Annotated in this window: 21 protein-coding genes; 15 read left to right on the top strand and 6 right to left on the bottom strand. The window is 70.1% G+C overall.

Annotated elements, in window-relative coordinates; all coding sequences use genetic code 11:
- The first annotated feature begins 86 nt into the window (after positions 1 to 86).
- Positions 87 to 491 (top strand): OsmC family protein, encoded by a 405-nt coding sequence (locus tag ACFUO4_RS39630; protein ID WP_079305897.1) that lies wholly within the window; start codon positions 87 to 89, stop codon positions 489 to 491.
- Between the two features lie 88 nt (positions 492 to 579).
- Here ACFUO4_RS39630 and ACFUO4_RS39635 read toward each other — a convergent pair whose 3' ends face one another.
- The 3 genes from ACFUO4_RS39635 to ACFUO4_RS39645 form a co-directional block, all read right to left on the bottom strand.
- Positions 580 to 1,299, bottom strand: a complete 720-nt coding sequence (locus ACFUO4_RS39635; RefSeq protein WP_383494417.1) for an alpha/beta fold hydrolase — start codon at positions 1,297 to 1,299, stop codon at positions 580 to 582.
- Between the two features lie 50 nt (positions 1,300 to 1,349).
- Positions 1,350 to 2,300, bottom strand: coding sequence for an alpha/beta hydrolase (locus ACFUO4_RS39640; RefSeq protein ID WP_079305895.1), 951 nt, complete (start codon positions 2,298 to 2,300; stop codon positions 1,350 to 1,352).
- Between the two features lie 128 nt (positions 2,301 to 2,428).
- Positions 2,429 to 3,205, bottom strand: a complete 777-nt coding sequence (locus ACFUO4_RS39645; protein ID WP_383494421.1) for a DUF427 domain-containing protein — start codon at positions 3,203 to 3,205, stop codon at positions 2,429 to 2,431.
- Between the two features lie 413 nt (positions 3,206 to 3,618).
- On the opposite strand from ACFUO4_RS39645, the gene ACFUO4_RS39650 reads away from it, so the two are divergent.
- From ACFUO4_RS39650 to ACFUO4_RS39680, 7 genes are all read left to right on the top strand, one after another.
- Positions 3,619 to 4,566: an alpha/beta fold hydrolase gene (locus tag ACFUO4_RS39650; RefSeq protein WP_079305894.1), complete on the top strand. Its 948-nt coding sequence runs from the start codon at positions 3,619 to 3,621 to the stop codon at positions 4,564 to 4,566.
- A 120-nt stretch (positions 4,567 to 4,686) separates the two neighbouring features.
- Positions 4,687 to 5,181 carry a cupin domain-containing protein gene (locus tag ACFUO4_RS39655; RefSeq protein ID WP_361495098.1) on the top strand — a complete coding sequence of 165 codons (495 nt, stop codon included), beginning with the start codon at positions 4,687 to 4,689 and terminating at the stop codon, positions 5,179 to 5,181.
- 628 nt (positions 5,182 to 5,809) lie between these two features.
- Positions 5,810 to 8,497 carry a pyruvate dehydrogenase (acetyl-transferring), homodimeric type gene (aceE, locus tag ACFUO4_RS39660; RefSeq protein WP_383494426.1) on the top strand — a complete coding sequence of 896 codons (2,688 nt, stop codon included), beginning with the start codon at positions 5,810 to 5,812 and terminating at the stop codon, positions 8,495 to 8,497.
- A gap of 17 nt (positions 8,498 to 8,514) precedes the next feature.
- Positions 8,515 to 9,726: a 2-oxo acid dehydrogenase subunit E2 gene (locus ACFUO4_RS39665; protein WP_383494429.1), complete on the top strand. Its 1,212-nt coding sequence runs from the start codon at positions 8,515 to 8,517 to the stop codon at positions 9,724 to 9,726.
- A gap of 193 nt (positions 9,727 to 9,919) precedes the next feature.
- Entirely contained in the window at positions 9,920 to 12,685 is a 2,766-nt protein-coding gene (locus ACFUO4_RS39670; RefSeq protein WP_383494432.1) for an ATP-binding protein, read from the top strand.
- A 478-nt stretch (positions 12,686 to 13,163) separates the two neighbouring features.
- Positions 13,164 to 13,895 carry a sigma-70 family RNA polymerase sigma factor gene (locus ACFUO4_RS39675; protein ID WP_383494435.1) on the top strand — a complete coding sequence of 244 codons (732 nt, stop codon included), beginning with the start codon at positions 13,164 to 13,166 and terminating at the stop codon, positions 13,893 to 13,895.
- Positions 13,892 to 14,407: a MarR family winged helix-turn-helix transcriptional regulator gene (locus ACFUO4_RS39680; protein WP_383494438.1), complete on the top strand. Its 516-nt coding sequence runs from the start codon at positions 13,892 to 13,894 to the stop codon at positions 14,405 to 14,407. Before ACFUO4_RS39675 ends, ACFUO4_RS39680 begins: the two co-directional genes overlap by 4 nt.
- On the opposite strand, the gene ACFUO4_RS39685 is transcribed toward ACFUO4_RS39680, so the two are convergent.
- Positions 14,397 to 15,323 (bottom strand): alpha/beta fold hydrolase, encoded by a 927-nt coding sequence (locus tag ACFUO4_RS39685; protein WP_383494441.1) that lies wholly within the window; start codon positions 15,321 to 15,323, stop codon positions 14,397 to 14,399. The genes ACFUO4_RS39680 and ACFUO4_RS39685 overlap by 11 nt on opposite strands.
- Positions 15,324 to 15,487: 164 nt before the next feature.
- Here ACFUO4_RS39685 and ACFUO4_RS39690 point away from each other — a divergent pair, with 164 nt between their 5' ends.
- The 3 genes from ACFUO4_RS39690 (at position 15,488) to ACFUO4_RS39700 (ending at position 18,489) form a co-directional block, all read left to right on the top strand.
- Positions 15,488 to 15,754: a WhiB family transcriptional regulator gene (locus ACFUO4_RS39690; RefSeq protein ID WP_079305889.1), complete on the top strand. Its 267-nt coding sequence runs from the start codon at positions 15,488 to 15,490 to the stop codon at positions 15,752 to 15,754.
- 176 nt (positions 15,755 to 15,930) lie between these two features.
- Positions 15,931 to 17,571, top strand: a complete 1,641-nt coding sequence (locus ACFUO4_RS39695; RefSeq protein ID WP_383494444.1) for a cytochrome bc complex cytochrome b subunit — start codon at positions 15,931 to 15,933, stop codon at positions 17,569 to 17,571.
- 69 nt (positions 17,572 to 17,640) lie between these two features.
- Positions 17,641 to 18,489 carry an alpha/beta fold hydrolase gene (locus tag ACFUO4_RS39700; protein WP_383494447.1) on the top strand — a complete coding sequence of 283 codons (849 nt, stop codon included), beginning with the start codon at positions 17,641 to 17,643 and terminating at the stop codon, positions 18,487 to 18,489.
- Between the two features lie 109 nt (positions 18,490 to 18,598).
- Here ACFUO4_RS39700 and ACFUO4_RS39705 read toward each other — a convergent pair whose 3' ends face one another.
- The gene (locus tag ACFUO4_RS39705) at positions 18,599 to 19,660 is read right to left on the bottom strand and encodes a ferritin-like protein (protein ID WP_383494450.1); all 1,062 of its coding nucleotides are present in this window, start codon (positions 19,658 to 19,660) and stop codon (positions 18,599 to 18,601) included.
- 120 nt (positions 19,661 to 19,780) lie between these two features.
- Complete coding sequence (locus tag ACFUO4_RS39710) at positions 19,781 to 20,353, bottom strand: YceI family protein (protein WP_383494453.1); 573 nt, start codon at positions 20,351 to 20,353, stop codon at positions 19,781 to 19,783.
- A gap of 741 nt (positions 20,354 to 21,094) precedes the next feature.
- Here ACFUO4_RS39710 and ACFUO4_RS39715 point away from each other — a divergent pair.
- The 4 genes from ACFUO4_RS39715 (at position 21,095) to ACFUO4_RS39730 (ending at position 25,264) form a co-directional block, all read left to right on the top strand.
- Positions 21,095 to 21,829 (top strand): alpha/beta fold hydrolase, encoded by a 735-nt coding sequence (locus ACFUO4_RS39715; RefSeq protein WP_383494456.1) that lies wholly within the window; start codon positions 21,095 to 21,097, stop codon positions 21,827 to 21,829.
- Positions 21,830 to 22,035: 206 nt separating this feature from the next.
- Positions 22,036 to 23,268 carry an NAD(P)/FAD-dependent oxidoreductase gene (locus ACFUO4_RS39720; protein WP_079305885.1) on the top strand — a complete coding sequence of 411 codons (1,233 nt, stop codon included), beginning with the start codon at positions 22,036 to 22,038 and terminating at the stop codon, positions 23,266 to 23,268.
- Positions 23,269 to 23,478: 210 nt separating this feature from the next.
- Positions 23,479 to 24,345: a sigma factor gene (locus ACFUO4_RS39725; RefSeq protein WP_079305884.1), complete on the top strand. Its 867-nt coding sequence runs from the start codon at positions 23,479 to 23,481 to the stop codon at positions 24,343 to 24,345.
- Positions 24,346 to 24,712: 367 nt separating this feature from the next.
- Entirely contained in the window at positions 24,713 to 25,264 is a 552-nt protein-coding gene (locus ACFUO4_RS39730) for a hypothetical protein (RefSeq protein ID WP_079305883.1), read from the top strand.
- Positions 25,265 to 25,485: the final 221 nt, after the last annotated feature.

The raw sequence follows: 25,485 nt of genomic DNA on the forward strand, positions 1-25,485 counted from the left end.
GGCCGTCACAGTCGGGCGCCCCGCACGGTCTGAGCTTCGGGAGGCACACGTCGTGCCTCTGCCCGTACCTCGGCTGAGAGGCAAGCATGAACACGCGCATCGTTACCGTGGCCGAAGGAAAACAGCTCGCGCGCTCCGTGGCGATCGGTACACACCGCCTGACAGCCGACGAGCCGGAGCCCGTCGGCACCGACACCGGCCCCACCCCGGGTGAACTCCTCCTGGCCGCACTCGGAGCGTGCACGTCCATGGCCGTGCGAGCCTACGCGCAGCGTCACGAATGGCCGCTGGAGCGGGTGGACATCGCGGTCCGCTTCGGCGCACAAGGGCAGGTGGTCAAGAACATCGGCCTCGTTGGGGAGTTGACTCCCGCGCAGCAGGATCAGCTCCTGGCAGTCGCGGGACGCTGTCCTGTCCATCGGCTGCTGACCAAGGACGTCACGATCATCACGGTGCCCACGCTGCTCGCGGAGCCCGCGCCGCTGCCGTGACGATCAGGCCCAACGCAAGGACGCGGGGTGCGGGTCCAGCTTCACAGCCGGGTCCGCACCCCGCGTCCTTGCGTTGGGCCTGCGGCGCTCAGGCGGTGGCCTGCGCCGCCTCGTTGATCAGACGGGCCACGTCACCGGGGCGCGAGACGCTGACCGCGTGGGAAGCGGAGACCTTCATGACGGTCGCCCCGGCCCGCTCGGCCATGTAGGTCTGCACCTGCGGGGGGATGTTCCGGTCCCCGTCCGCCACCAGCACCCAGGAGGGAATGTCCCGCCACGCGGGCGCGGACGCCCCCTCCGCCAGGGCGGCTTCGGCCACCGGCCGCTGTGTCGCGGCCATGACGGCCGTGGTCTCCTCGGGGACATCGGCGGCGAACTGCTCGTGAAACTTGGCCTGTTCGATGTACAGGTCCATGACCTGGCTGCCGTCGGGCAGTGTCACCGGCACGGGCCGCAGCGTGTCGCCGAGGGTACTGCCGGGGAACTTGCCCGAGAGGGTGACGGCGCTCTCGCCTTCCTCCGGCAGGAACGCCGCGACGAAGACGAGCGCCTTGACCTCGGGCAGTCCCTTGGCCGCGTTGCTGATGACGGACCCGCCGTAGGAGTGGCCGACGAGGACGACGGGGCCGTCCACGGACGTCACGACCTGCCGGACGTAGTCGGCGTCGGCGGTCAGTCCGCGCAGCGGAGTGGCGACGGCGATCACCGGATAGTCGTGCGCGAGCAACTTGTCGACGACGCCGTTCCAACTGGAGGCGTCCGCGAACGCGCCATGCACGAGGACGATGGTGGGCTTGTGTGCACTCATGGAGATGAGGCCTTTCAACGTTCCGGGGGAAGGTGATCGGGTGAGTGGTGTCAGTCGGTTCCCAGAGCCGTGCGCAGCACGTGGATGGCCTGCTCGACGGCGGCGGTCGACGCCTGGGTGCCGCGGACCGTGTTCAGCATCATGAAGTCGTGCAGGGAGGCGTTGTAGCGGATGCTGGTCGTCGGAACGCCCGCCTGGATGAGCTTGCGGGCGTAGGCCTCGCCCTCGTCGCGCAGTACGTCGTTCTCGTCGACGACGACGAACGCCGGCGGCAGGTCCCTGAGCTCTTCCAGCGTCGCCCGCAACGGCGAGGCGGTGATCTGGGCGCGCTCGGCGGGGTCGGTGGTGTAGGCGTCCCAGAACCACTCCATGGCCTTGGCCGTCAGATGCGGGCCGTGCGCGAAGGTCCGGTAGCTCTCGGTGTCCTGGGCCGCGTCGGTGACGGGGTAGTACAGCGACTGGTGCACGAAGGCCACGTCGCCCCGCTGCTTGGCCATGTGGGTCAGGGCGGCGGTCATGTTGCCGCCGACCGAGTCACCCGCGACGGCCAGGCGGGAGGCGTCGAGTCCCTCGCCGGCGCCGTCGGTGGTGATCCACCGGGCGGTCGCGTAGGCCTGCTCGATGGCGACCGGGTACTTGGCCTCCGGAGAGCGGTCGTACTCCACGAACACCAGGGCGGCGTTCGCCCCGACAGTCAGCTCGCGCACGAGCCGGTCGTGCGTGCCGGCGTTGCCGAGGATCCAGCCGCCGCCGTGCACGTACAGGATGACGGGCAGGGGGCCGGTGCTGCCGACGGGCTTGAGGATGCGCACCCTTACGTCGCCGACCGACGCCGGAACGCTGATCCACTTCTCGTCCACGTCGGGCTTCTCGACGGGCTGCGCCTGCACGTCGTCGAGCAGCTTGCGCGCGCCCTCGACCCCAAGCTCGTACAGCAGCGGGGGCTTGGCGGTCGCGTCGGCGAAATCCTGCGCGGCGGGCTCGAGAACGATGTCGTTCATGGTGTGTTCCTTCGCTGGCGATTAAGGAGGACTTTTCACACCATGGGACCGGGCCCGGAGCAGATGTGTGACACCCACAGGGTCCCGGGCTGTCACACAGCCCGGGACCGACCCTCCGGAGCGGGGAATCAGGGACGCAGTGTGCCGGGCTTCGGCAGCAGCTCGCCGTCCACGAAGAGGTCGACGTGCTCGTTGTAGAAGGCCGTCAGGCCCGCGATGCGGTTGGCATGGATGGTCGGGAAGTCGTACGCCCAGGCGATGTCCTCGTGGGCGGCAGCGGGGCCGTCGAACGACCAGTAGCCGCTCGTCGTTCCCTTGTACGGGCATCGGGTCACCGTGTCGGTCTGCCGCAGCCGGGTCCAGTCGACGTGCGCGCGGTCGAGGTAGTAGCGCGTCGGCAGGCCGGTCTCGAAGAGTTTGACGCACGCCGGCGCCTCCGCCAGGACCACGCCCTCCAGTTCCACGCGGACACTGCTGGAGGAACGCACGGCGTCCACACGCGAGTACGGGCTCCTGGGGTGGACGAAGACGGGTTCGTCCTCCTCGAACCAGTAGTCGATGGCCGGCCACTCGAAGCGCACCGTGTCCTGGAGCGGGGCCGGGGCGTCCTTCCCCCACACCCAGGCGGCACCGGGTCGCGAGTCCCCGCCCACGGACAGAGTGTGCCGGTGCGCCGTGCCCGCGCCGTGCTCCTCGGCGACCCCTTCGTCGTCGAGGACACCGTCGACGAGGTCCCGCACCGGGATGCTGAACTGCGGATAGGCCTGCCACTCCCAGACGTACAGGGCGCGCCGCGTGTCGAAGACGGTGCGACCGCCGATCACGCCCTTGATACGGCGGGGCACCGGTTCCACGTGCCCGACGGGCACGAGGAAGCTGGGATGCAGAGCACTTTCGGTTTCCATGATCATCACCTGAGTCGGTCGGATGCTCCGGGCCCGTTCGGACCGGAGAAGGCGGGGTGTGCGCCCGGTACGCCGGCGGCATCGCGGACTGCGCGGTCCGGCCCATGCCTGCACGCAGCGCTGAGCAGGGCTTGTTTCGCTGTCACAGCACATGGCGGAGGCCGGTCTGTGCGGGGAGACAGTCCCCCGTGGTGAGGAGATCACGCCATGCACACGCGTACCCATTATGGCGCCAACACCTTTGACACTAACAAACCAAGGCCTTCGTGCACACTATTCACACTCTCGCCGCAGGCCGGACCCGGTTACGACCTGCCCCGTTAAGGCGACCGGCCCCGAACCCCGGTACCCCAGCCGCACCCGACCGGAACCGCGGCTCCTCTCCCCCACCGCTCCTTCGTCGGAGGATTCGTATGTCAGCCCTGCCCCTGCTCACCCCACTGCGACGCGTCACGACCGACGTGCTCGAAGTCGCCTACTACGAGACGGGCTCCCCCGACGGCGACACCGTCGTCCTTCTGCACGGTTTCCCCTACGACATCCACAGTTACGTGGACGTGGCCCCGCTGCTGGCCGAAGACGGATTCAGGGTCATCGTCCCCCACCTGCGAGGGCACGGCCCCACCAGATTCCTGTCCGACTCTCTTCCCCGATCCGGTCAGCAGGCGGCACTGGGGACTGACGTCATCGCGCTCCTGGACGCCCTCGGCATCGAGCGGGCCTACCTCGCCGGCTACGACTGGGGCGGTCGCGCGGCGACGGTCGCCGCGGCGCTGTGGCCCGAACGGGTCCTCGGCCTGGTCTGCGTCAACGGCTACCTGATCCAGGACATCGACGCCGCGATGAACCCCCTCTCCCCCGAACTGGAGGCGGGTTTCTGGTACTTCTACTACTTCCTCACCGAGCGCGGCCGCACCGGACTGGCAGCCGATCCACGGGGCGTCGCCCGAGTCATCTGGAAACGCAACTCCCCCGTGTGGGCCTTCGGCGAAGCCGAACTGGAGCGGGCCGCCGAGGCCTTCACCAATCCGGACTACGTCGACGTCGTCATCCACTCCTACCGGCACCGGCTCGGCCTGGCACCCGGCGCGGACGCGTACGCCGATCTGGAGGCCCGTCTCGCAGGCCTTCCTCCGATCACCGTCCCCACAGTCACCCTGGACGGCACCGCCGACGGCAACTTCCCGGCGACCGACGGGACGTCGACCGCTCACCACTTCACCGGCCCCCGCCTGCATCTGCAGGTCGCGGACGCCGGCCACAACCTTCCACAGGAACGCCCCGAGGCATTCGCCGCGGCGGTTCGGGACGTACGGGCCCTGCGCCGGGGGCACCCCCGCCACGACTGCCTCACCCGCTGACACCCGACCACGTGGCACCGCGGCCCGGCGCCACGCCGACGTCACATCGGGTCCTGCCCACCGGTCACATCGAGTGCGGGTGGGCACAGCCACCCGACCGCCTCAAGAAAGGAAGACACCATGTCGTACCCCTACCCGGAACAGAAGTACTTCGGAGACGACGGCGAGGTCAGCGCAGTGTTCCGGCCTGCCGACACCCCGCCCGATCTCGGCGAGAGCGGGCCCGGCAAGGACGCCACCCACTACCTGGCCACCACTGCGACCACCCGCGGCGAGTTCGGGCTCTACCGCGTCGAGATGAGGCCGCGGGCCGGCGGCCCGAAGACGCACTACCACAAGCGGATCTCGGAGTCGTTCTACATCCTGGACGGCACCGTGCGCATCTTCGACGGTGTGCGGTGGGTGGACGCCCGCAAGGGCGACTTCGTGCACGTGCCGCAAGGCGGGCTGCACGCTTTCCGCAACGACTCCGACGCGCCGGCGGACATGCTCCTGCTGTTCACACCGGGCGCGCCGCGCGAGGAGTACTTCGAGCAGGTGTCGACACTGGCGCATGCCTCGGAGGAGGAACGCTCCGCGTTCTTCGACCGGCACGACTCCTACTTCGTGGAATAGGTCCGCCCCTCCGGTGTCCCGCGGCGCCCGCGTCCTCTCCGCGGTCGTGGTCGCGGGGCATCCACCGTCGGGACGGCCCAGGTCCGCGTATCGGGCAGCTTGTCACAACAACACCTTTCGTCCGGTCTATAGGGCAGGGTGCGCGGGCGCATCCGACCTCGCCACCGCTCTCTCAGCACCTCCGGCCGTCATGCCAGGCCGCCCCGCCCAGCAAAGGAGACCGCATGAAAGTCGTCGTTGCAGCCGCCACGGAGCGGATCGGCTCGAGGGCGGTTACCCGTCGGCGGAACCACGGGGCACAACTGCTGCCCCTCAGCAGGACTTCGTCCGCCGTTCCGGACTGCCGTACTCCCTGGTGGGCACCACGCCGTTCTTCGAGTTTGTGATGAGCGCCGCCCGCGCGGGCGTGCACGAGGACGGGCTGCACGTGGCCCCGCTGGTGCTGCGGCCGGCCGCGGCCGGCGACGTCGCCCCCGACTCCCGTGGTGCTGCCCGGACCGGACTCCCACCTCGGCCGTCACACGTTGGCCCATGCCTCGAAGTCCGCTGATCCACCTACGCCGCACCGACCGACGCCCCACAGCACCCCTCACCGCACCCTCGCCCTACGTCTTGAGGAAAGCCGCCCATGAGTGACTCGTCCCGGCCTACCGCGTCCCCGCCGAGCAGTGAGCTCGACCAGCTTCCCGACCGCGACCGCGAGGAGACCGCGGAGTGGCAGGCCTCCCTCGACGCCGTCATACGCAACGCCGGACCTGATCGGGCGGTGTACCTGATCCGGCGCGTGCACGAGTACGCGGCCCGCGCCGGCCTGCGGGTGCCGGGGCTGCTCACCACGGACTACGTCAACACCATCCCGGCCGCCGCCCAGCCGATGTTCGACGGCGACATCGCCATGGAAACCAGGATCACCGCCCTGAACCGGTGGAACGCCGCGGCCATGGTGACCCGCGGCTCCCGGCTCGGCCTGGGCGGACACATCTCCACCTACGCGTCGGCGGCCTGGCTGTACGAGATCGGCTTCAACCACTTTTTCCGTGGCAAGGAACAGGACGGCTCGGGCGACCAGTTGTTCCTCCAAGGGCACGCCTCACCGGGCATCTATGCCCGGGCGTTCCTCGAAGGCCGCCTGAGCGAGCAGCAGTTGGACGGCTTCCGGCGCGAGGCCGGCGGTCACGGCCTCCCGTCCTATCCGCACCCCAGGCGGCTGCCGTGGCTGTGGGAGTTCCCGACCGTGTCCATGGGCCTCGGCCCTCTTGGCGCGGTCTACCAGGCACGCTTCAACCGCTATCTGCAGGCCCGCGGCATCAAGGACACCTCCGCCTCCCGAGTGTGGGCGTTCCTCGGCGACGGGGAGACGGACGAGCCCGAAGCCACGGCAGCCCTGACGCTGGCCTCCCGTGAGGGTCTGGACAACCTCACCTTCGTGATCAACTGCAACCTGCAGCGCCTCGACGGACCTGTGCGATCCAACTCCAAGATCGTGCAGGAGCTGGAGACCCGGTTCCGCGGGGCGGGCTGGAACGTCGTCAAGACCCTGTGGGGCGAGGCCTGGGACCCGCTGCTGGCCCAGGACACGACCGGTGACCTGGTACGCCGCCTCAGCGAGGAGCCCGACGCCCAGATGCAGACCTTCGCCGCGCGGGACGCCGCCTACATCCGCAAGAACTTCTTCGTCGGGGACACCCTGTCCACCCTCTCCGCCACCCTGAGCGACGCCCAGGTGGTGGAGCTCTTCGAGAACTCCCGCGGTGGACATGAGCCGTTGAAGGTGTACGCCGCCTACCGGGCCGCCGTCGAACACCGGGGAGCACCGTCGGTGATCCTCGCCCAGACGGTCAAGGGGCACACCCTCGGGTCGGCGTTCGAATCCCGAAACGCCAACCACCAGATGAAGAAACTGACCATGGCGCAGTTCCGCGAGCTGCGCGACGTGCTGGACCTGCCCATCCCCGACAGCGCCCTCGCCGGTGACGTCGTTCCCTTCTGGCACCCCGGGGAGAACTCGCCCGAGGTGCGGTACCTGCACGAGCGGCGCGCCGCACTGGGCGGCTCCGTCCCCGCGCGCCGCGTGATCCCCAAGCCGCTGCCGGAGCCCGCCGCGCAGCCGTTCGAGGCGCTGCTCAAGGGCTTCGGCCCTCAGGAGGTCGCCACCACCATGGCGTTGGTCCGCCTGGTGAAGGACCTGATGCGGGACGGCCGTACCGGCGCCCGCTGGGTGCCGATCATCCCCGACGAGGCCCGTACCTTCGGCATGGAGTCGATGTTCCCCACGGCCGGCATCTACTCGCCGCAGGGCCAGACCTACGACCCCGTCGACGCCGACCAGCTGCTGCACTACAGGGAGAGCGAGACCGGGCAGCTCCTCATCGAGGGCATCACCGAAGCCGGTTCCATGGCTGAATTCACCGCCGCCGCGACCTCGTACGCCACCCACGGCGAGCCGATGATCCCGTTCTACATCTTCTACGCGATGTTCGGCTTCCAGCGCACCGGCGACCAGTTCTGGGCCCTCGCCGACCAGATGGGCCGCGGATTCGTCGTCGGCGGCACCGCCGGACGCACCACCATGACCGGCGAAGGTCTCCAACACGGCGACGGCCACTCGCACCTCCTGGCCGCCACCAACCCGGCGGCCGTCAGCTACGACCCGGCCTTCGCCTTCGAGATCGCGGTCATCGTCCGCGACGGCCTGCGCCGGATGTTCGGGGAGCGGCCCGAGAACGTCTTCTACTACCTCACGGTCTACAACGAGCCGAAGCCGCAGCCGCCCATTCCTGCGTGGCCCGGCATCGAGGAGGGCATCGTCCGCGGCCTGTACCCGTTCCGGCCCGGCGACCGCGCCGTGTCCGGCCCTCGGGTGCAGCTCCTGGCCTCCGGCACCGCCGTCCACTGGGCACTGCGCGCGCAGGAACTGCTCGCCGCCGACTGGAACGTGCGCGCCGATGTCTGGTCGGTGACGTCCTGGACGGAGCTGCGCCGGAACGCGATGGACGCTGACACCGCCCGCACGCGCGGTGAGACCCGCGTGCCCTTCGTGACCGAGTCGCTCGCAGGTGCGCCGGGTCCGGTCCTGGCCGTCAGCGACTGGATGCGCCAGGTCCCCGACCAGATCGGCCAGTGGATCGAGCAGGACTACTACTCACTGGGCACGGACGGATTCGGCCTGTCCGACACCCGCGAGGACGTACGGCGCTACTTCCGCGTGGACGCCGAATCGATCACCGTGACAGCCCTGGACCGGCTGGCTCGGGCCGGACAAGTGGACCTCGACACCGTCGACCGCGCCCGCAAGCACTACGGCCTGGACACCTGAAGGAGCCATACGCCGCCATGACGATCTCCGTGACCCTTCCCGCGCTCGGCGAGTCCGTCACCGAGGGCACCGTGACCCGCTGGCTGAAGCAGCCCGGCGAGCCCGTTCAGGAGGACGAACCGCTGCTGGAGGTGTCCACCGACAAGGTGGACACCGAGATCCCCGCGCCTGCCACAGGCGTCTTGCTGACCATCGTCGTCGGCGAGGATGAGACGGTCGAGGTGGGTGCCGAGCTCGCCGTCATCGGCCCGCCCGACGCCGAACCGCCGGCAGCGGCCGCGACCACCGCCGCCCCGACCCCGCCGCAACCAGCACCCGCACCTGCGCCGCTCGCGCAGCCGCCCGCCACATCGCCCGAGCGGCGCCCACCGGCTCCACAGCTCGCACCGGCGCCGACGCCGCAACCCGCACCCCCCGCCGTGTCCGCGCCCGTCCCGATGCCTGCATCCGCGCCCGCAGCCGATGCGGCTCCGCACCCGATCCCGGCGGCGGCAACGGCTCCGCCGAGCGCAGCCCTGCGCGGGCACACCTCCGCCGTCCCCCGCCTGCGCAAGGCCGTCGGCGACAGCCTCAAGCAGGCGCTGCTGGAGCAGGCACAGCTGACCTCCACCATCGAGGCCGACGCCACCGGCCTGCTGCGGCTGTGGCGGCAAACAGCGGACAGCTTCCTGGCCCGCGAGGGCTTCGCCCTGACACCGATGCCGTTCTTCGTCCTGGCCGCCGCCCAGGCGCTCAAGGCGCACCCCGTCATCAACGCCAGGCTCGACACGGGCGGCGCCTCGATCACGTACTACGACACCGAGAACGTCGGCATCACGGTCGACACCGACCAGGGGCCGGTGACCCCGGTGGTGCGAGGCGCGGGTGATCTCACCGTCAGCGGCATCGCCCGTGCCGTCCACGCCCTCGCCTCTCACACCCTCGCCGGCCGGCTCACGCCCGCGGACGTGGCCGGAGCCACCTTCACGGTCTGCGACACCGGAGCACGCGGCGCCCTCTTCGACACCCTCATCGTCCCGCCGCACCAGGCGGCGATCCTGGGCGTGGGAGCCGCGGTCAGACGGCCGGCGGTCGTGCAGGACGGCGACGAGGAGTTCATCGGTGTCCGCGAACTGGTCCACCTCTCGCTCTCGTACGACCACCGGCTGGTGGATGGCGCGGACGCCGCCCGCTACCTCACCACCGTCAAGAAGATCGTCGAGGCCGCGGCGTTCGAGGACAGTCGCTGACGCGACTGCGGTGCGGTGGATACGCCGCACGCCTGTCCGAAGGTCCGGCAGCGCACGCCGGCCGGCCCCCCTGCAGCTCGGCCAAGGCCCCGCGGGACGCCACTGCCCTGAGCCTCACCGACGACCTGACCAGCGCCGCAGATGAGTTGTGCGGCCGAAGACCAGATCTATACGCTCGCAGCCGGGGGTGTTCATGAAAGGCAAGAAACCGGGCTTCCTGCACGGGCGGCAGAGCGAGCGGACGGTGCTGGACCGGCAGGTGGCCAAGGTGCGCGACGGCCACAGCGCGGTCCTTGTACTGCGCGGCGAGGCCGGTATCGGCAAGTCCGCCCTGCTGGACTACGTGGCCGAGACCGCCGAGGACTGCACCGTGGTGCGCGCGGCGGGAGTCGAGGCCGAGATGGAGCTGGCCTTCGGCGGTCTGCACCAGCTGTGCGCGCCCTTCCTCGATCGCCTCGGGCACCTCCCCGATCCGCAGCGGACGGCCCTGGAGACCGCCTTCGGGCTGAGCGCGGGCATTCCCCCGGACCGGTTCCTCGTGGGTCTGGCCGTCCTCAGCCTGCTCGCCGATGTCGCTGAGCAGACGCCACTGATCTGTCTCATCGACGACGTGCAGTGGCTCGACGGCGTCTCGGCCCAGATCGTCGGGTTCGTCGCCAGGCGCCTGATGGCGGAGCGCGTGGGGCTGATCTTCGCCGTCCGCGAGGCGGACGGCGAACGCGCCCTGCAGGGGCTGCCCGAACTCACTCTCGGCGGGCTGAGCGAGCCCGAGGCCCGCGCCATGCTGGCCTCGGTGCTTCCCGGCCGGTTCGACGAGCCGGTCCGCAGCAGGATTCTCGCCGAGGCGCGCGGCAATCCACTGGCCTTGCTGGAGCTGCCCCGCAGCACCTCCGCGGCCGAACTGGCGGGCGGCTACGCCTCACCGTCGATGGGGCCGGTCGTCGGCAGGCTCGAGCACAACTTCAGCCTGCGTGTCGAGGAACTGCCCCCGCAGACACGGCGGCTGCTGCTGCTCGCGGCGGCCGAGCCCGTCGGCGATGTCTCGTTGCTGCGCCGCGCCGCCGACATTCTTGGCGTGTCCATGAGCGAGGCCTCCCCCGCGGTGGCCGCGCACCTGCTGGAAGTGCGCACGCGAGTCCAGTTCCGGCACCCGTTGGTGCGCTCGGCCGTCTACCGCGCGGCAGGACCGGCCGAGCGCCGGGAGGCGCACAGGGCACTGGCCGAGGCCACGGACGCGCGGTCCGATCCCGACCGCCGCGCCTGGCACCTGGCCCGCGCCACGGCGGAGCCCGACGAGGCCGTGGCGGAAGAACTGGCCCGCTCGGCCGAACGCGCGCAGGCGCGTGGCGGCATCGCCGCGTCGGCGGCCTTTCTCGAACGAGCGGCCGAGCTGACGCCCGAGCCCGCCCGCCGCCGCAGCAGAGCGCTGGCAGCGGCGCGGGCCAAGTATCTCGCCGGAGCGTTCGACGCCGCGCTGGAGCTGCTCAACGTGGCCGAGATGGGCGCGCTCGACCCTCTGCAGCACGCCCAGGCCAGCCTGCTGCGCGGGCAGATCACCTTCGGATCCCGCAGTGCCGGTGCCACGGTGCCGCTGCTGCTCACGGCGGCCCGGGAGTTCGAGCCGCTCGACTCCGACATCGCCCGGGAGACCTACCGGGACGCGTTCTACGCGGCCCTCACCGCGGGCCGCGTGTCCAGCGGCCCCGGCCTCGAGGAGGTTGCCCGGGCCGCACGCACCGCGCCTCCGGCGGCTCACCCGGGCCCCACCGACCTCTTCCTGGACGGCCTGGCCGTGGCCACCACGGACGGCTACGCGGCGGGCGCCCCGATTCTGCGCAATGCGCTGAGCACGCTGCGGTGCGGCGGCTTCACCGCGGAGCAGTCGCTGGGCTGGCTCCCGTTCGCCTGCCGCATGGCCCACAACGTGTGGGATTTCGACAGCTGGAGCGGTCTGTCGGCCAAGCTTGTCCGTCTGGCCCGGGAGACCGGAACGCTGTCCGTGCTGCCCTCGGCGCTCCTGCTGCGGCTGGCGAACCGGGTCTTCGCCGGTGATCTGGACGATGCTGACTCGCTCGCCGCGGAGGCGGTAACGATCGGCGAGGCCACCGGCAGCCACTTCCTCGCACACTACGGGGCGTTGGTGATCGAACCCTGGCGCGGCCGCGAGACCGAGACCCTGCGGGCGATCGCGACGATCACCGGTGACCGGACCCTCAGCGGTGAGGGAAAGACGCTCACGGCTCCCCAGTGGGCGCTGGCCGTGCTGTACAACGGCCTCGGGCGGTACGAGGAGGCCTGCGCCGCCGCCGCCAAGGGCTGCGAGTACCCGCAGGAACTGGGGCTGGCCCTGTCCTCCCTGCCCGAGCTGGTGGAGGCGGCGGCCCGCAGCGGGCAGCGGGACCTCGCCGTCGAGGCCGCCGACCGCCTCACGGCCATCTGCGAGGCCAGCGGCACGGCCTGGGCGACGGGCACCTCCGCGGCAGCCCGTGCCCTGATCAGTGAGGGGGGCACGGCCGACGCCCTGTACCGGGAGGCGATCGCCCGCCTGGAGAGCACTCCGGTGCGGACGGCGCTCGCCCGCACACGGCTGCTGTACGGCGAGTGGCTCAGCCGCGAGAACCACCGCGCCGAGGCCCGGGACCAGTTGGCCCGCGCCCACGAGATCCTCGACCGGGCGGGCGCGGAGGCCTTCGCCGAGCGCGCCCGCCGGGAGCTGGAGGCCGCCGGGGAGACGGTGCGCAGGCGCGCCACCGGCCACGACGAGGCGCTCACGCCCCAGGAGGCCCAGATCGCCCGGCTGGCCGGCGAAGGGCTGACCAACCTCGAGATCGGCGCGCAGCTGTTCCTCAGCCCGCACACCATCGAGTGGCACCTGCGAAAGGTGTTCACGAAGCTCGGGATCCGGTCCCGCAAACAGCTGGCCGCCGTGCTGCCGGGCGGTGCAGCGACTCCCGCCTGACCCCCGGGCGAATCGTTACGCCGGGCGATCCGCGTGCTGCGCCGCGCCCCGTCGGGAGCCCGCGCGGGCCGCACCGACGGCATCCCCGCCACGCCGTGCGCCCCGGACCACGCATGGCCGGTCCTGTCGAGGTCCGGACCCGGCCAGGGACCCGAGGCGTGGGGGGTCACGGGGTGGGGGGTCACTGGGTGGTGGGCACGGGGCGGGGGGTCACGGGGTGACGGCCCAAGGGGGCGACGGCTCCCAGGGCCGCCCGGGACCAGGGGTGACGGGCCCCAGGCGCCTGCGCGACCGGGGATGACAGGCCCCTCCGGGGGCCCGTGGGCCAGGGGGTTGGCGGCCCTGGCCACGTGGTGGCCACGGTACGACCACGGGGTGCCCCACGGTCTATCAGGGGCGCGGCAGTGCCCGTGTCGGCGCGAAGTTGGTGTCGGCGGTGAGGGAAGCCGCCGATCCCCAACCAGCAGAGGAGCCGATCGTGGACACATCTGTGATCGCAATCCGGCAGAGTCCCCAGCCGGTGATGATGTCCATCACTGCCGTGCCCGTCGAACTCAACGACGCGGCCTCCGTGTTCGGCCGCATCCGGCCAGGACTGCTCAAGATCGCCAATCGGATTCTCCGAGATCCCGGCGAAGCCGAGGACGTCATCCAGGAGGCGTGGCTGCGGTGGCAAGGCACGGATCGCACCGTCGTCGCCGACCCCGGTGCGCTGCTCCGCACCACGACTGTCCGGCTCGCCATCAACGTGCTGCAGTCGGCGCGCAGGCGCCGCGAGTCCAGTGCCACCCCCTGGCTGCCGGAGTCCACGGACACCGGGACGACACCGGAGGCCCTCGCAGAACGCCAGGACTCGGTGGAGCATGCCGTTCTGCTGCTTCTGCAGACCCTGACCCCCAACCAGCGCGCGGCGTACGTGCTGCGCGAGGCGTTCGGCTACTCGTACACCCAGATCGGCGACCTGCTCCACCTGTCCGTGGGGAACGCACGGCAGCAGGTCTCCCGCGCCCAGGACCGACTGAACAACCGGCGGCACCGGCAGCACGTGGACGCGGCCACCCATCGACGGCTCGTCCAGGCGATCTTCACCGCCGCCCGCACCGGAGACCTCGGCCATCTGGAGCACGTGCTGACCGGCCAGGACGCGCCGTACTCCGGCGAGGGAACGGCCGCACGCGACGGTGCGCCGTCCCACCAGGCCACCGCATGAGCGGCACGGCGCACGGGGACGTGGTGTGCGAAGGACGCACCGGCTCCGCCGACGACCGCACGCAGTCCTGCGCGACCGACCGATGGGACGCCCTCGACCGCCTCCACCGCCGCGTCCAGGCGACGGTGGAACGGCGGCTGCGCGAGGAGACCGGGTTCGGAGTGAGCGAAGTACAGGCCCTGCGCCACATGGGCGGCGACTCCGCCGCGGACGCCGAACCCTTGCGGCTCGGGGACGTGGCCACCAGGCTCGGCCTGAGTCAGTCCGCCACAAGCAGGCTGATGGCCCGCCTGCGCCGACAGGGCCTGATCATCTCGAGCGCCGTCGACCACGACCGGCGCGGCGTGCAGATACTGCTGGCCCCGGCGGGACACGCCGCACTGCGCCGCACCTCGTCCCGCTACGAACAGGCCGTCCGGGACGCGGTCCGCGATCTCGGCTCACAGGACACGGATCCCCTCCTGCGGCAGTTCCTCACCGGCGACAGCGAAGCCCGTACGGTCATTCGCTGAGGAAGTCGCGTACGGCCGCCGTGAACATCTCGGGACGCTCGATGTGCCCGAGATGGCCCGTCTTCTCCAGGATCACCAGCCGGGCGTCGGGAAGGAGCCGGTGCAGCATGTGTGCCCAGCGCGGCCCGCAGATGAAGTCGTCGTCACCGACCAGGACCAGCGTCGGGACGGCGAGCCGGGACAGCTCCCCGCGGACGTCGAACGGAGGCTCCGCGCCCCAGGCCGGTGCCGCGAACATACGCAGGGACGCCCGCCCGGCCGCGAACTCCTCCTCGCGGCCCCAGTAGTCGTGGAAGTAGGCCGGGGAGATGGTGCGCAGCACCTTCGTCGCGCCGGCGTCGTCGGACCGGTCGAGTCGCGTGGTGAGACCCACGATGTAGGTGGCTACTTCCGGCCGCTCGTCGGCGTGCCGCTGGACGAAGCCGGTCATGTTGGCCACGGCGGCCGCCCAGAACTCCTCTCCCGTCATGGGTGAGGTGTCGTACAGGACGAGGGACGCCAGGCGCTCGGGGTGGTCGAGGGCGTAGCGCTGGGCGACGAATCCGCCGTGGGAGTGGCCCAGCAGGGCTACCTCGGCGACGCCCAGGTGCTCGATCACCGCGTGCAGGAAGTGGGTGTAGGTGGCGAGGGTGTAGTCGCGCGGGTCGGGCAGCCGGCCCGAGTCGCCCGTGCCGACCGGCTCGAGGTAGACGACGGTCATGCTGTGCTCCAGCTCGGGCATGCGCAGGTACTCCCAGCCGATGCCCGGCCCTCCGGAGTGGGCGACGCACACCGGGCCGGTTCCGGCGACGTGGTAGCGCTGGTCGACGGCGGCCGTACCGTGCCGGACGACGAGGGTGTGGGTGCCCGGGGAGAGGGGGTCCCGGGGATCGACGGCTGGACTGGGAAGGGGCCTCGGGCCCTGTGTGGCGTTCACAACTCCCAGATGGTGCGGCGCCCCCGGAACCCCGCTCAAGACATTGTGCCTAGTGTCACACTGTTTCTTTCACATCGTTGCTCTCCGCCATGGAATGTCACAGGGCCTCCCTCCGGACGGTCAGTTGCATGAGAGGCATCCGCGACGAGTAAGGAGGCGCTGCCATGAGTTGGCGCGAGAGAGCGGCTTGCCGGGATGTCGACCCCGATCTGTTCTTCCCCATCGGCACCGCGGGTCTGACGCTGGTCCAGATCGACGAGGCGAAGGCCGTGTGCGCCCGGTGCCCCGTGCGGGAGCGCTGTCTGCAGTGGGCGCTGGACGTCGGGCAGGTCGAGGGCATCTGGGGTGGCACGACGGAGAGCGAGCGCCGCGCGACACGACGGCGCTCGGCGCGCAAGAACGTCGAGGGGGTCGGCGCGAGAGCGTCCTGATCAAGATATCTCGTCGTGATCGTGTCTTGCGATGTCATGTCACATTTTCACCACTTTCTCGGTCCTTTCCGATGAGGGCAACGAAACCCGGCGCGGCAGTTCGCCGCCATGCACCGTTTCGTTGCGCAGACCCGGCCGCAAGGCGCTTCCGGTGATGTGTTGATGGTGGGAATGACATGAGCGATTCAATCGAACCGGTCACCACGGCGGGCAGCCGTAGCGGTGACAGACTCGCCCAGTGGGCGAGAACGCGGATGGGTACGGGGCCCGCCATCACGACCGGCACACGGAGGGCCCGTCCGGAGCACTGGTCGTTCCTGCTGGGCGAGATCTGTCTCTACAGCTTCGTCGTGCTGCTCATCACCGGTGTGTATCTGACGTTCTACTTCCACCCGTCGTCGAACGAGGTCGTCTACAACGGCAGTTACGCTCCCCTGCGCGGCCAGTTGGTGTCCGAGGCGTTCGACTCGACGATGCACATCTCTTTCGACGTACGAGGCGGCCTGCTCATCCGCCAGGCCCACCACTGGGCGGCGCTGATCTTCGTCGCCGCCCTGCTGGCCCATCTGATGCGCGTGTTCTTCACCGGCGCCTTCCGCAAGCCGCGCGAGCTGAACTGGGTGGCCGGTTTCGCCCTGCTCGTCCTCGGCATGTTCGGTGGTTTGACCGGCTACGACCTCCCCGGCGACCTCCTGTCGGGGACCGGGCTCGCCGTGGTGAACGGGACACTGCTGTCGGTACCGATCGTCGGCACCTACCTGTCGATGTTCCTGTTCGGCGGCGAGTTCCCCGGGCACGACCTGGTGCCCCGCTTCCACCTGATCCACGTCCTGATCATTCCGGCCCTGATGCTGGCGCTCGTCGCCTTCCACGGCTTCCTCGGGCACCGCCACCGGCACACCCAGTACCCGGGGCCCGGCCGTACGGAGCGAAACGTCGTCGGCCTGCCGATGCAGGTGTATGTCGTCAAGGCGGGCGGCTATTTCTGCCTGGTCGCCGGGGTCATCTTCACCATCGCGGCGATCGCTCAGATCAACCCCGTCTGGGAGTTCGGCCCCTATCGCGCCGATCAGGTCTCCGCGGGTTCCCAGCCCGACTGGTACATGGGCATCGCCGACGGGCTGCTGCGTGTCATGCCCGGGTGGGAGGTGAACTTCTGGGGCTACACCCTGGCCCTGGACAATCTCATTCCTCTCCTAGCCGGCCTCGGCTTCTTCCTCGTCATGGGCGCCTACCCGTTCATCGAGGGCTGGGTCACCGACGACGACCGCGAACACCACCTGCTGGAACGGCCACGCAACCGGCCCGTGCGCACGGCGTTCGGCGTGGCATGGCTCGGCGTCTACCTGGTGGCTCTGCTCGGCGCCGCGAACGACATCATCGCCGTGACCTTCCACATGTCTGTCAACACGGTCACCTGGACGGTGCGCATCGCCCTGTTCGCCGTACCGGTCGCCCTGTTCCTCGTCACCAAGCGCATCGCCCTGGGCCTGCAACGCCGTGATCGGGACAAGGTCCTGTACGGCCGCGAGACCGGCGTCATCAAGCGTCTGCCGCACGGCGGGTACATCGAGGTGCACCAGCCCCTCGACCCCTACGAACGCCATGCCCTCACGATGCACGAGCAGTACGGGCCCCTCGATCCCGGACAACGCGACAAAAACGGCCACGCGAACGGAAGGGTGCGCCGACTGCGGGCGCGGCTCAGTCGCGGTTTCTACGGCGAGGGAACACAGATCCTCAAGCCCACCGTCCAGCAGTACCGGGAAATTACTGGCGAACATGACTTCACGAGCAATAAAGACCTAGAGATATAAAGTGTCACACTCGCGACACACGCACGGTCCTTGAAGGTGACAACACACCGTTTCCCGAAAGGGCCTCCCATGAACCGCAGTTCCACCTACCAGCGGGTCCGCACCCCCCTCTCCCTGCTGGCCACCGCCTCCGTCGCCACCGCCCTCATCGCCACGGCGGTCGCCCCCGCCCACGCCGACAGGAGCACGTCCGCGACGGACGGCGAGAAGAAGCCCACGGTCGTGCTCGTGCACGGCGCGTTCGCCGATTCCACCAGCTGGAACGGCGTCATCGGGAGGCTGCGGCACGAGGGCTACCCCGTCGTCGCCGCGGCCAACCCGCTGCGTGGGCTGGACAACGACGCCGCCTACCTCAAGGAGGTCCTGGCCGGCATCGACGGCCCGGTGGTCCTGGCCGGACACTCCTACGGCGGCTCGGTGATCAGCGACGCCGCCCACGACGCCGACAACGTCAAGGCCCTGGTGTTCGTCGCCGCCTTCCTCCCCGAAAAGGGAGAGAGCGCTGCCGAGTTGGCGGGCAAGTTCCCCGGCAGCACCCTCGGTGACGCTCTTCGCTCGGTGCCCGTCACCCTGCCGGACGGCTCCCGCGACGCGGACCTGACGATCGACCCGAGCAAATTCCAGCTGCAGTTCGCCGCTGATGTCCCCCGCAACACCACGGACCTGATGGCCGTCACGCAGCGCCCGATCACCAATGCCGCGCTGGCGGACGACGCCTCCGAGCCCGGCTGGAAGGACGTCCCCTCCTGGGCCGTGGTCGCCACCCAGGACCGCAACATCCCGGCGCAGACCCAAGTCTTCATGGCACAGCGCGCGCACGCCCACATCACGCGCGTACGGGCATCGCACGCCGTGAGTGTCTCCCACCCCGCCGACGTCGCCGGGGTGATCGAGGCAGCAGCTCGGACCGTTCGCTGACCCATGGGCAACGCGGCTTGGGGGCGCAGGCATGCTGCATCCCCCAAGCCGCATTCACGTTCGTGGCCCCCTGCACCATCGGTCCAGGGGGCCAGCATGTGTGCGCGGTTCAGCCGCGATCTTCCGGAGCGACGTAGTCGAAGGTCGGCCCCGCGGTCTGGCCCTCGCCGTCGGGCATCGCCATCAGGCTCTGTGCCTGCCCCTTGAGCGCGTACATCGTGCCCACCGACACCCCGAGCATCGCGGGATTGCCGTTGAACGCCTGCTCCAGAAGCTGCAGCAGCTTGCCGTACGCGATGTTGAACGCCTCCTGCGCCGTGCGGATCGCACTGCCCTCCGGATGGTCCTCCAGCCGCGGGTTGGGCCGCATCGGGCGCACCCCGGCGGGGTCCACGGTGAGCGTCTCCCCGGTGGGCCCCGTCTCTGGTGTATCCCCCGGCTGGTAGCGCCGGCCCTGTGCGAGCTCCTGGAAGCGGTAATAATGCGAGACGGCCTTGCTCTGCGGGTGGAACATGTCCATGTCCCCGTCCCACACGTCGACGCGCGCCGCGCCCTCACCCTGCTCCACGATCTCCTCCAAGGCGGCGAGCGCCGAGGCGAGATCGGTGACCGGGCTTAGCCGCCCGCCGGTGTGCCCGAAGGGTCCTGCGGCCACCTGACGGGCGGGATCACCGGTGAAGACCTGTTCCTCGCCGAGCTCGGCGCACAGGTGCCGCAGACCCTTCTCGACCGCGTCGTAGAACTGACCGATCGTCATGTAGGCGTCGCCCTCCGCCGGGTCGCCCGGGTGGGCCGGCTGTTCGAGGCGGAGGAACATCGCGACCGCCTCCTCGCCGAACGGCAGCAGGGACAGCTGCATGGAGGGGTCTGCGTGCGGCATGGGCCGCGGATGCGGTGACAGTATCCGCGGGGTGTCGACGCGAGGTTGCCCGCCGACCGCGTTCAGGAGGTTCGCCACCAGCGCGAGGTGGATCATCTCCTCGACGAACACGCTGCTGACCACTTCGACGGCGTGGGCGTTCCGTTCGGGGTCGAGCGAATAGAGGGCTGTGAGGTAGGGCGGCAGCGTGGCGTGCTCCAGCTCGATGGCCCACTGCAGGTGCTCGCGCAGGTCCTCGATCGTCGTGATCGAGCGGAACCGGGCCTGGCCGGTGGTGTCTTGATGATTCATGGGGGGCTCACCTGCATTTCGTACGTACGATCCGGCCGCGGTTGCGGACCGATCTGTGGGCACCGGCATCGCTGCCGGCGTGGACCGCGCGGGGCGGTCGGTGTTGTGGCGCGAGGCCGGTCATGCGGCATCCGCGCGGGAGAGACGGACAGCGGAGATGTCGAAGCTGAGCCTGACCTTGTCGCTGATGAGGACACCGCCGGTTTCGGCGGGCGTGTTCCAGCCGAGCCCCCAGTCGGAGCGGCGCACCAGGGCGGTGCCGGAGAAGCCGACTCGGTGGTCTCCGCTCTCGTCCTGCGTGGCCCCGTCGAAGGCGAGGTGGATGTGGAGAGGGAGTTCGACGTCCTTGATCCTGAGGTGTCCCGTCAGACGGAACTGGCCGTCTCCGCGATCGGCGAGGCCCGCGGAGCGGAAGACCATCAGCGGATAGGTGGCGGCGTCGAGGAAGTCAGCACCCGCGAGACGGGTGTCCCGGTCAGGGCTGCTGGTGTCGATACTGCCGGTCTGGACGCTCAAGTAGGCCTCAGAGCGGCTGGGTTGGTACCCGTCCAGCTTGACCAGCCCCTCGAACACGCCGAACCGCCCGTGCACGTTCGCGATCATGGCGTGCCGGACGGAGAAGCCGATGGTGCTGCGCGCCGGGTCGATGGTGTAGACACCGGTCAGCGCTGCGTACGGGACGACGGTCGACATAGGTGAATCCTTGCGGTCGCTGGTCACGACGATCAGTCGCTGCGAGCCGTCGCCGTGTGCCTGCCGGGTGGTGGAGCGGACCACGGCCGGGGAAGGCCGGGCGAGGTCCGCGGAAGGACAGACAGGTGAGAACCCGCGCCTGTGACACCGAGCCCGCCGCCGGAACGGCGTTTGGCATGTCAGAGGGTGCCGACGCGTCAACGGGTCGCTGCCAGGCGCGCTGTACGGTCAGCACCGCGGGACTGCCCGCGTCGGGCACCGGGGCGAAGCCGTGCCCGGCCAGCTCCGCGACGATGTCGTCTTGGGAAACCGGCCACATCCAGAAAACCTCGGCACCATAGGCAAGCCGTCCTCGTGCCGCCCGAGTGTCTGGGTGGGCAGCGGGTGGACGATGCGCACCAGCAGGCTGACACGGCCGCCGTTCTCGCACGTGCGCGGCGGTGCGCGATCGTCGAATGGGCAGGCGAACGGGACGAGGGCACGTGCGTATCCCACTCAACAGGTCCGGCGCCTCATCCGTGACGGAAATACGGGCCCTGGACCGACAGCACGGGCCCCTGGCGTGGGATCTCCCCCTGCTGGCTGTCCTCCCCCCGCCTCACGGCGAACACCAGTGACACTGTGTGCCACTATGTTAGATGCATCCGGCGCAGCACATGATGCTCGTCGTTCCGGCCCGCCGCGGCCGCACAGCCTCCCCGGATCCCCGCCGCGGCCCCTACCTCGAGGGATGTACCGCCCATGCCCGCCATCCTCATCCACGGCGTTCCCGACACCCACCGCGTGTGGGACGGCGTACGCAGACACCTGACCCGCTCCGACGTCGAGGCCTGGGACCTGCCCGGATTCGGCACCCCACGCCCCACCGGCTTCGGCTCCAGCAAGGAGGAGTACGTGGACTGGCTCGTCGAACGCCTGGAGCGGGTCGGCGAGCCCGTGGACCTGGTCGGTCACGACTGGGGCTGCATCCTCACCGCCCGCGTCGCCTCCCTCCGCCCCGACCTGGTACGAACCTGGGCCGGCGGCAACGGACCCGTCAGTTCCCGCTACGTCTGGCACCCGCTGGCCGAGACCTGGCAGGACCCCGTCGCCGGCGAGCGGTTCATGGCCGAGCTGCACCCTGAGTCCTTCGCGAAGGAGCTGGTGAACGGCTTCGACGCGCCCGCCGTACCGGTGGCGGAGATGGTCCGGCACCTGGACGACACGATGAAGGACAGCATCCTGCGGCTGTACCGGTCCGCCGTGACCATGGGGACGGAGTGGGAACCGGCCCTGTCTGACGTCACCGCACCCGCACTGGTGTTCTGGGGTGAGCGCGACCCGGCCTGCCAGATCGAGTTCGGCGACGAACTCGGCGCCGCCCTGCGCGCCACTCGCGTCCTGCATCTCGACTGCAACCACTGGACAGTGCTGGAGCGGCCCGCGGAGGTGGCCGCCGCCCTCACGGCGCACTGGGCGCAGGGCACCGGACGCTAGCCCGCACGGCCAAGCGACGAGAGGCGCGGATCTGCGGGCCGCCTCGGCCGCGGACGCCCTTCGCGCCCTCGTCGCACTCCCCGCCCTGCCTTCGCAGCCCCGCACGTTCCCTCCACGGGGCGGGCCGGTGTCACAACCTGCGGGTTGTCACGGTCTCTCCGCACCAGGGCACACCAGTGTCCGGTGCGCGCAGAGACGGGAACATCATGTCGCGAGAAAACGGGTTCGTGATCGTCGGCGGCGGCCTCGCCGCAGGCAAGGCCGCCGAGGAACTCCGGCAACAGGGCTACGACGGACCGCTGGTCGTCGTCGGTGACGAAGCGGAGCGCCCCTACATCCGACCGCCGCTGTCCAAGGGGTACCTGCTCGGCAAGGAGGACCGCGAGTCCATCTTCGTGCATTCCGAGAACTGGTACCGCGAACACGACGTCGACCTCATGACCGGAACGCGCGTCACGGCCGTCGACGCACACGCTCGCCAGGTCGAGATCACCGGCGGGCGCCGGATGTCCTACACCAAGCTGCTCCTGGCGACCGGATCGTCCCCCCGCCGGCTGACTGTTCCTGGGGCGGACCTGGACAACGTGCTGTATCTGCGCCGCGTTGGGGACAGCGAGCGGCTCAAGGCCGCTTTTACTCCCGGCGCCCGGATCGTGGTCGTCGGGGGCGGCTGGATCGGTCTGGAGACCGCTGCGGCAGCCCGGACGGCCGGGGCGTTGGTGACCGTTCTGGAGCACTCCGAGCTGCCGTTGCTGAAGGTGCTCGGCCGGGAGGCGGCCGAGGTCTTCGCCGCCCTGCACCGGGACCATGGGGTCGTCCTGCGGCCCCACGCCGCCGTCGAGCGCATCACCGGTGACGGCACCCGCGCCGACGGCGTCCAACTCGCCGACGGAACCCGGCTGCCCGCCGACGCTGTGGTGGTGGGCATCGGGATCACCCCCAACGTCCGGCTCGCAGAGGCAGCCGGACTGGAGGTGCGCAACGGCATCGTCACCGACGAGCGTCTGCGCACCTCGGCCCCGGACGTGCACGCCGCAGGGGACGTGGCCAACGCCTACCATCCTCGGCTCGGCCGTCATCTGCGTGTGGAGCACTGGGCCAACGCCCTGCACCAGCCCCGCACGGCGGCGCAGGCCATGCTCGGCAGCGAGGCGGCTTACAACCGGCTGCCGTACTTCTACACCGACCAGTACGACCTCGGGATGGAGTACACGGGGTACACCGAGCCCGGCGGCTACGACCGCGTCGTCTTCCGCGGGAACCTGGCCGAGCGGCGGTTCGTCGCCTTCTGGTTGTCCGGGGACCGGGTCCTGGCGGGCATGAGTGTGAACGTGTGGAACGTCATCGACTCCGTCCGCGCCCTCGTCGAGTCCGGCGTCTCCGTGGCGGACGTGGCCCTGTCCGATCCGCAGACCCCTTTGGCCAGTCTTCTGCCCTGACGACCGCCGCGAAGCTGACTGCGGCACGCGGGCCGCAGGTTACTGCCCGGGAAACCGTGTCACACAATATGTTCCTGTCCGGTCAGCAGTGCACCGGTTGGACCCGCCCGATGAAAGCGGACTGCCCTATTCCAGGGGGCCTCGGCGGACGCCGGCCGGACTCAGGGGTGGCACCGCCTTGTCGGGTGCTGTGCGAAAGGGTGATGCCAGATGGACCGGGTACAGGACGACGAGACGGTGCCGCTCGCGGAGCTGGTCGACGAGCGACGCCGACTGCTCAATGTGGCCTACTGGATGCTGGGCCGGAGCCAGGACGCCGACGACGTTGTGGCGGAGGCCTACCGGCGCTGGTATGGCCTGTCCGACGACCACAGGGACAGCGTCGCCGAGCCCCGGTCCTGGCTGGTGACGACCCTCGGCGTCATTTGTCTGGAGCGCTTGGCGCCAACCGGGCGGTCACACCCGGGCCCGGTCGGCGCGGTGCTGCCTGAGGACCTGGACGAAGAGGTGAGCCAGGCTCTCCTCGAAGCGCTGGACACGCTGTCACCGGCCGAGCGGGCCGCATTCGTCCTCAACGACGCGTTCGGGATGCCTCCGGAGACGGTCGCCGCCATCGTCGGACAGACGGAACAGGAATGCGGCGAACTCGCCGCCCGGGCCCGGCACAGCCTTCGGACCAGGTGGGCGCACCCCACGACACCACAGCAGCACGACCGTGTGGTGCGAGCGGTTCGACAGGCTTGCGTGGCGGAGAACCCTGCCCGTCTGACGGCCCTACTGGCACCGGACGCCACGGTGTTCTTTGACGGAGGCGGCAAGGTCAGAACCCTGCCCCGGCCCGTCCACGGCGCACGGCGCGTCACCCGCAGCCTGCTGGGCCTCCTGGTCGGCCGGCCTCGCACCACATTGCACTGCCAGTCCGTCAACGGCCGCACTGGCATAGTGGTGCGCTACGGCGAAGAGGTCGCCGCGGTCATCAGCCTGGACGTTGCGGGCGACCGCGTCGTGCAGATCTGGGCTGTCCTCAACCCTGACAAGCTCCGCCAGTGGAACCGGGCAGCCACGCGCGAGAAATAAAGGACAACGCGGGCCGGGACTTCGATTTGCGTGCCGCCGGTGTCTGACTGGCTGCGGACGGGGTCGTGCTCGGGACGCGGATCCGCATCCTTCAAGAAGCTCTTGAAGATATCGGCACCCGCAGCCAGGACCGAGGCCTCGACTGCGCCACCTTCGTGATCACTTTCGCCGGCACCCGGCCACACTCCCACGGACAGTGGTGATCACCTTGCGCGATAGCACCTCGCATCGCCATCTTGCATCTTCCAGGTCCAAACCTCGTACGCTGTGACATACGATGCACCCACACATCCCGGGTCCGAGCCGAGCGGTACCGCAGCTGACTTCAGCGAGGCGCGGCACGGAGGGTTGAGGATGAGAGGAAGACATGGTCTCGGCAACTCGCACGGCGCATGAGATTGAGGTCACTGCGGAGAGCCTCCAGGAGGACCTCGCCCGCCTGGAGATTCAGAAGCAGGCACTGGAGAGGGAGCTGGCCGCCGTGGCCGCCCACCTTGACTCCGTGCAGCGCGCGCTGAGCGCCCTGACCGTCCTCATGGGCGAGCCATCCGGCCGCCGCGCCGCGGAGCAGCCCGAGCAGGCGAAGGCCGACGTTCCGGTCGTCGCGTCCACTGCCCGCACGCCGCAGGAGCAGTCCGCGCCGCGACAGACCAGGCCCCCGCAGAAAGGCAGGCCGGCAGCCTCCTCGCCTGCGGAGGCCGAGGAATCGCGCAGCTACGGGGCGCTCACCGAACAGATCCTGGAGTACTTCGCAGGCGTCGGCGACGCTGAGGTCCGCGCCCGCGACGTGGCCGCGGCGCTAGGCCGCGACACCGACTCCGGAAGCATCAATGCGGTGCGCAGCACGCTCGACCGTCTGGTCGGCACCTCCCGCCTACGCCGAGCCGGCCGCGGTCTCTACCGCGCCCAGAAGTCCTGACCCGATCGGAACCCTCTCGGCTCCGTGCTCTGAAAGCCACAAAGTGCCTCGGGCACCTGCCCGCGGGGGATCGAACAGGCGCCCGAGGCACGCACCCGCTGGCGGACGGCCCGCGGGTGGGCGAGCGGCTCCCATACCGGTAACCAAGCGTGTCACACGGTGTCGGAGTCACTGTGAAGAGTGTATAGCAATCCACACTGCCTTTGAATCGCACGGCCCGC

The organism is Streptomyces sp. NPDC057280 (assembly GCF_042668605.1).
In the GTDB taxonomy this organism is placed as follows: domain Bacteria; phylum Actinomycetota; class Actinomycetes; order Streptomycetales; family Streptomycetaceae; genus Streptomyces.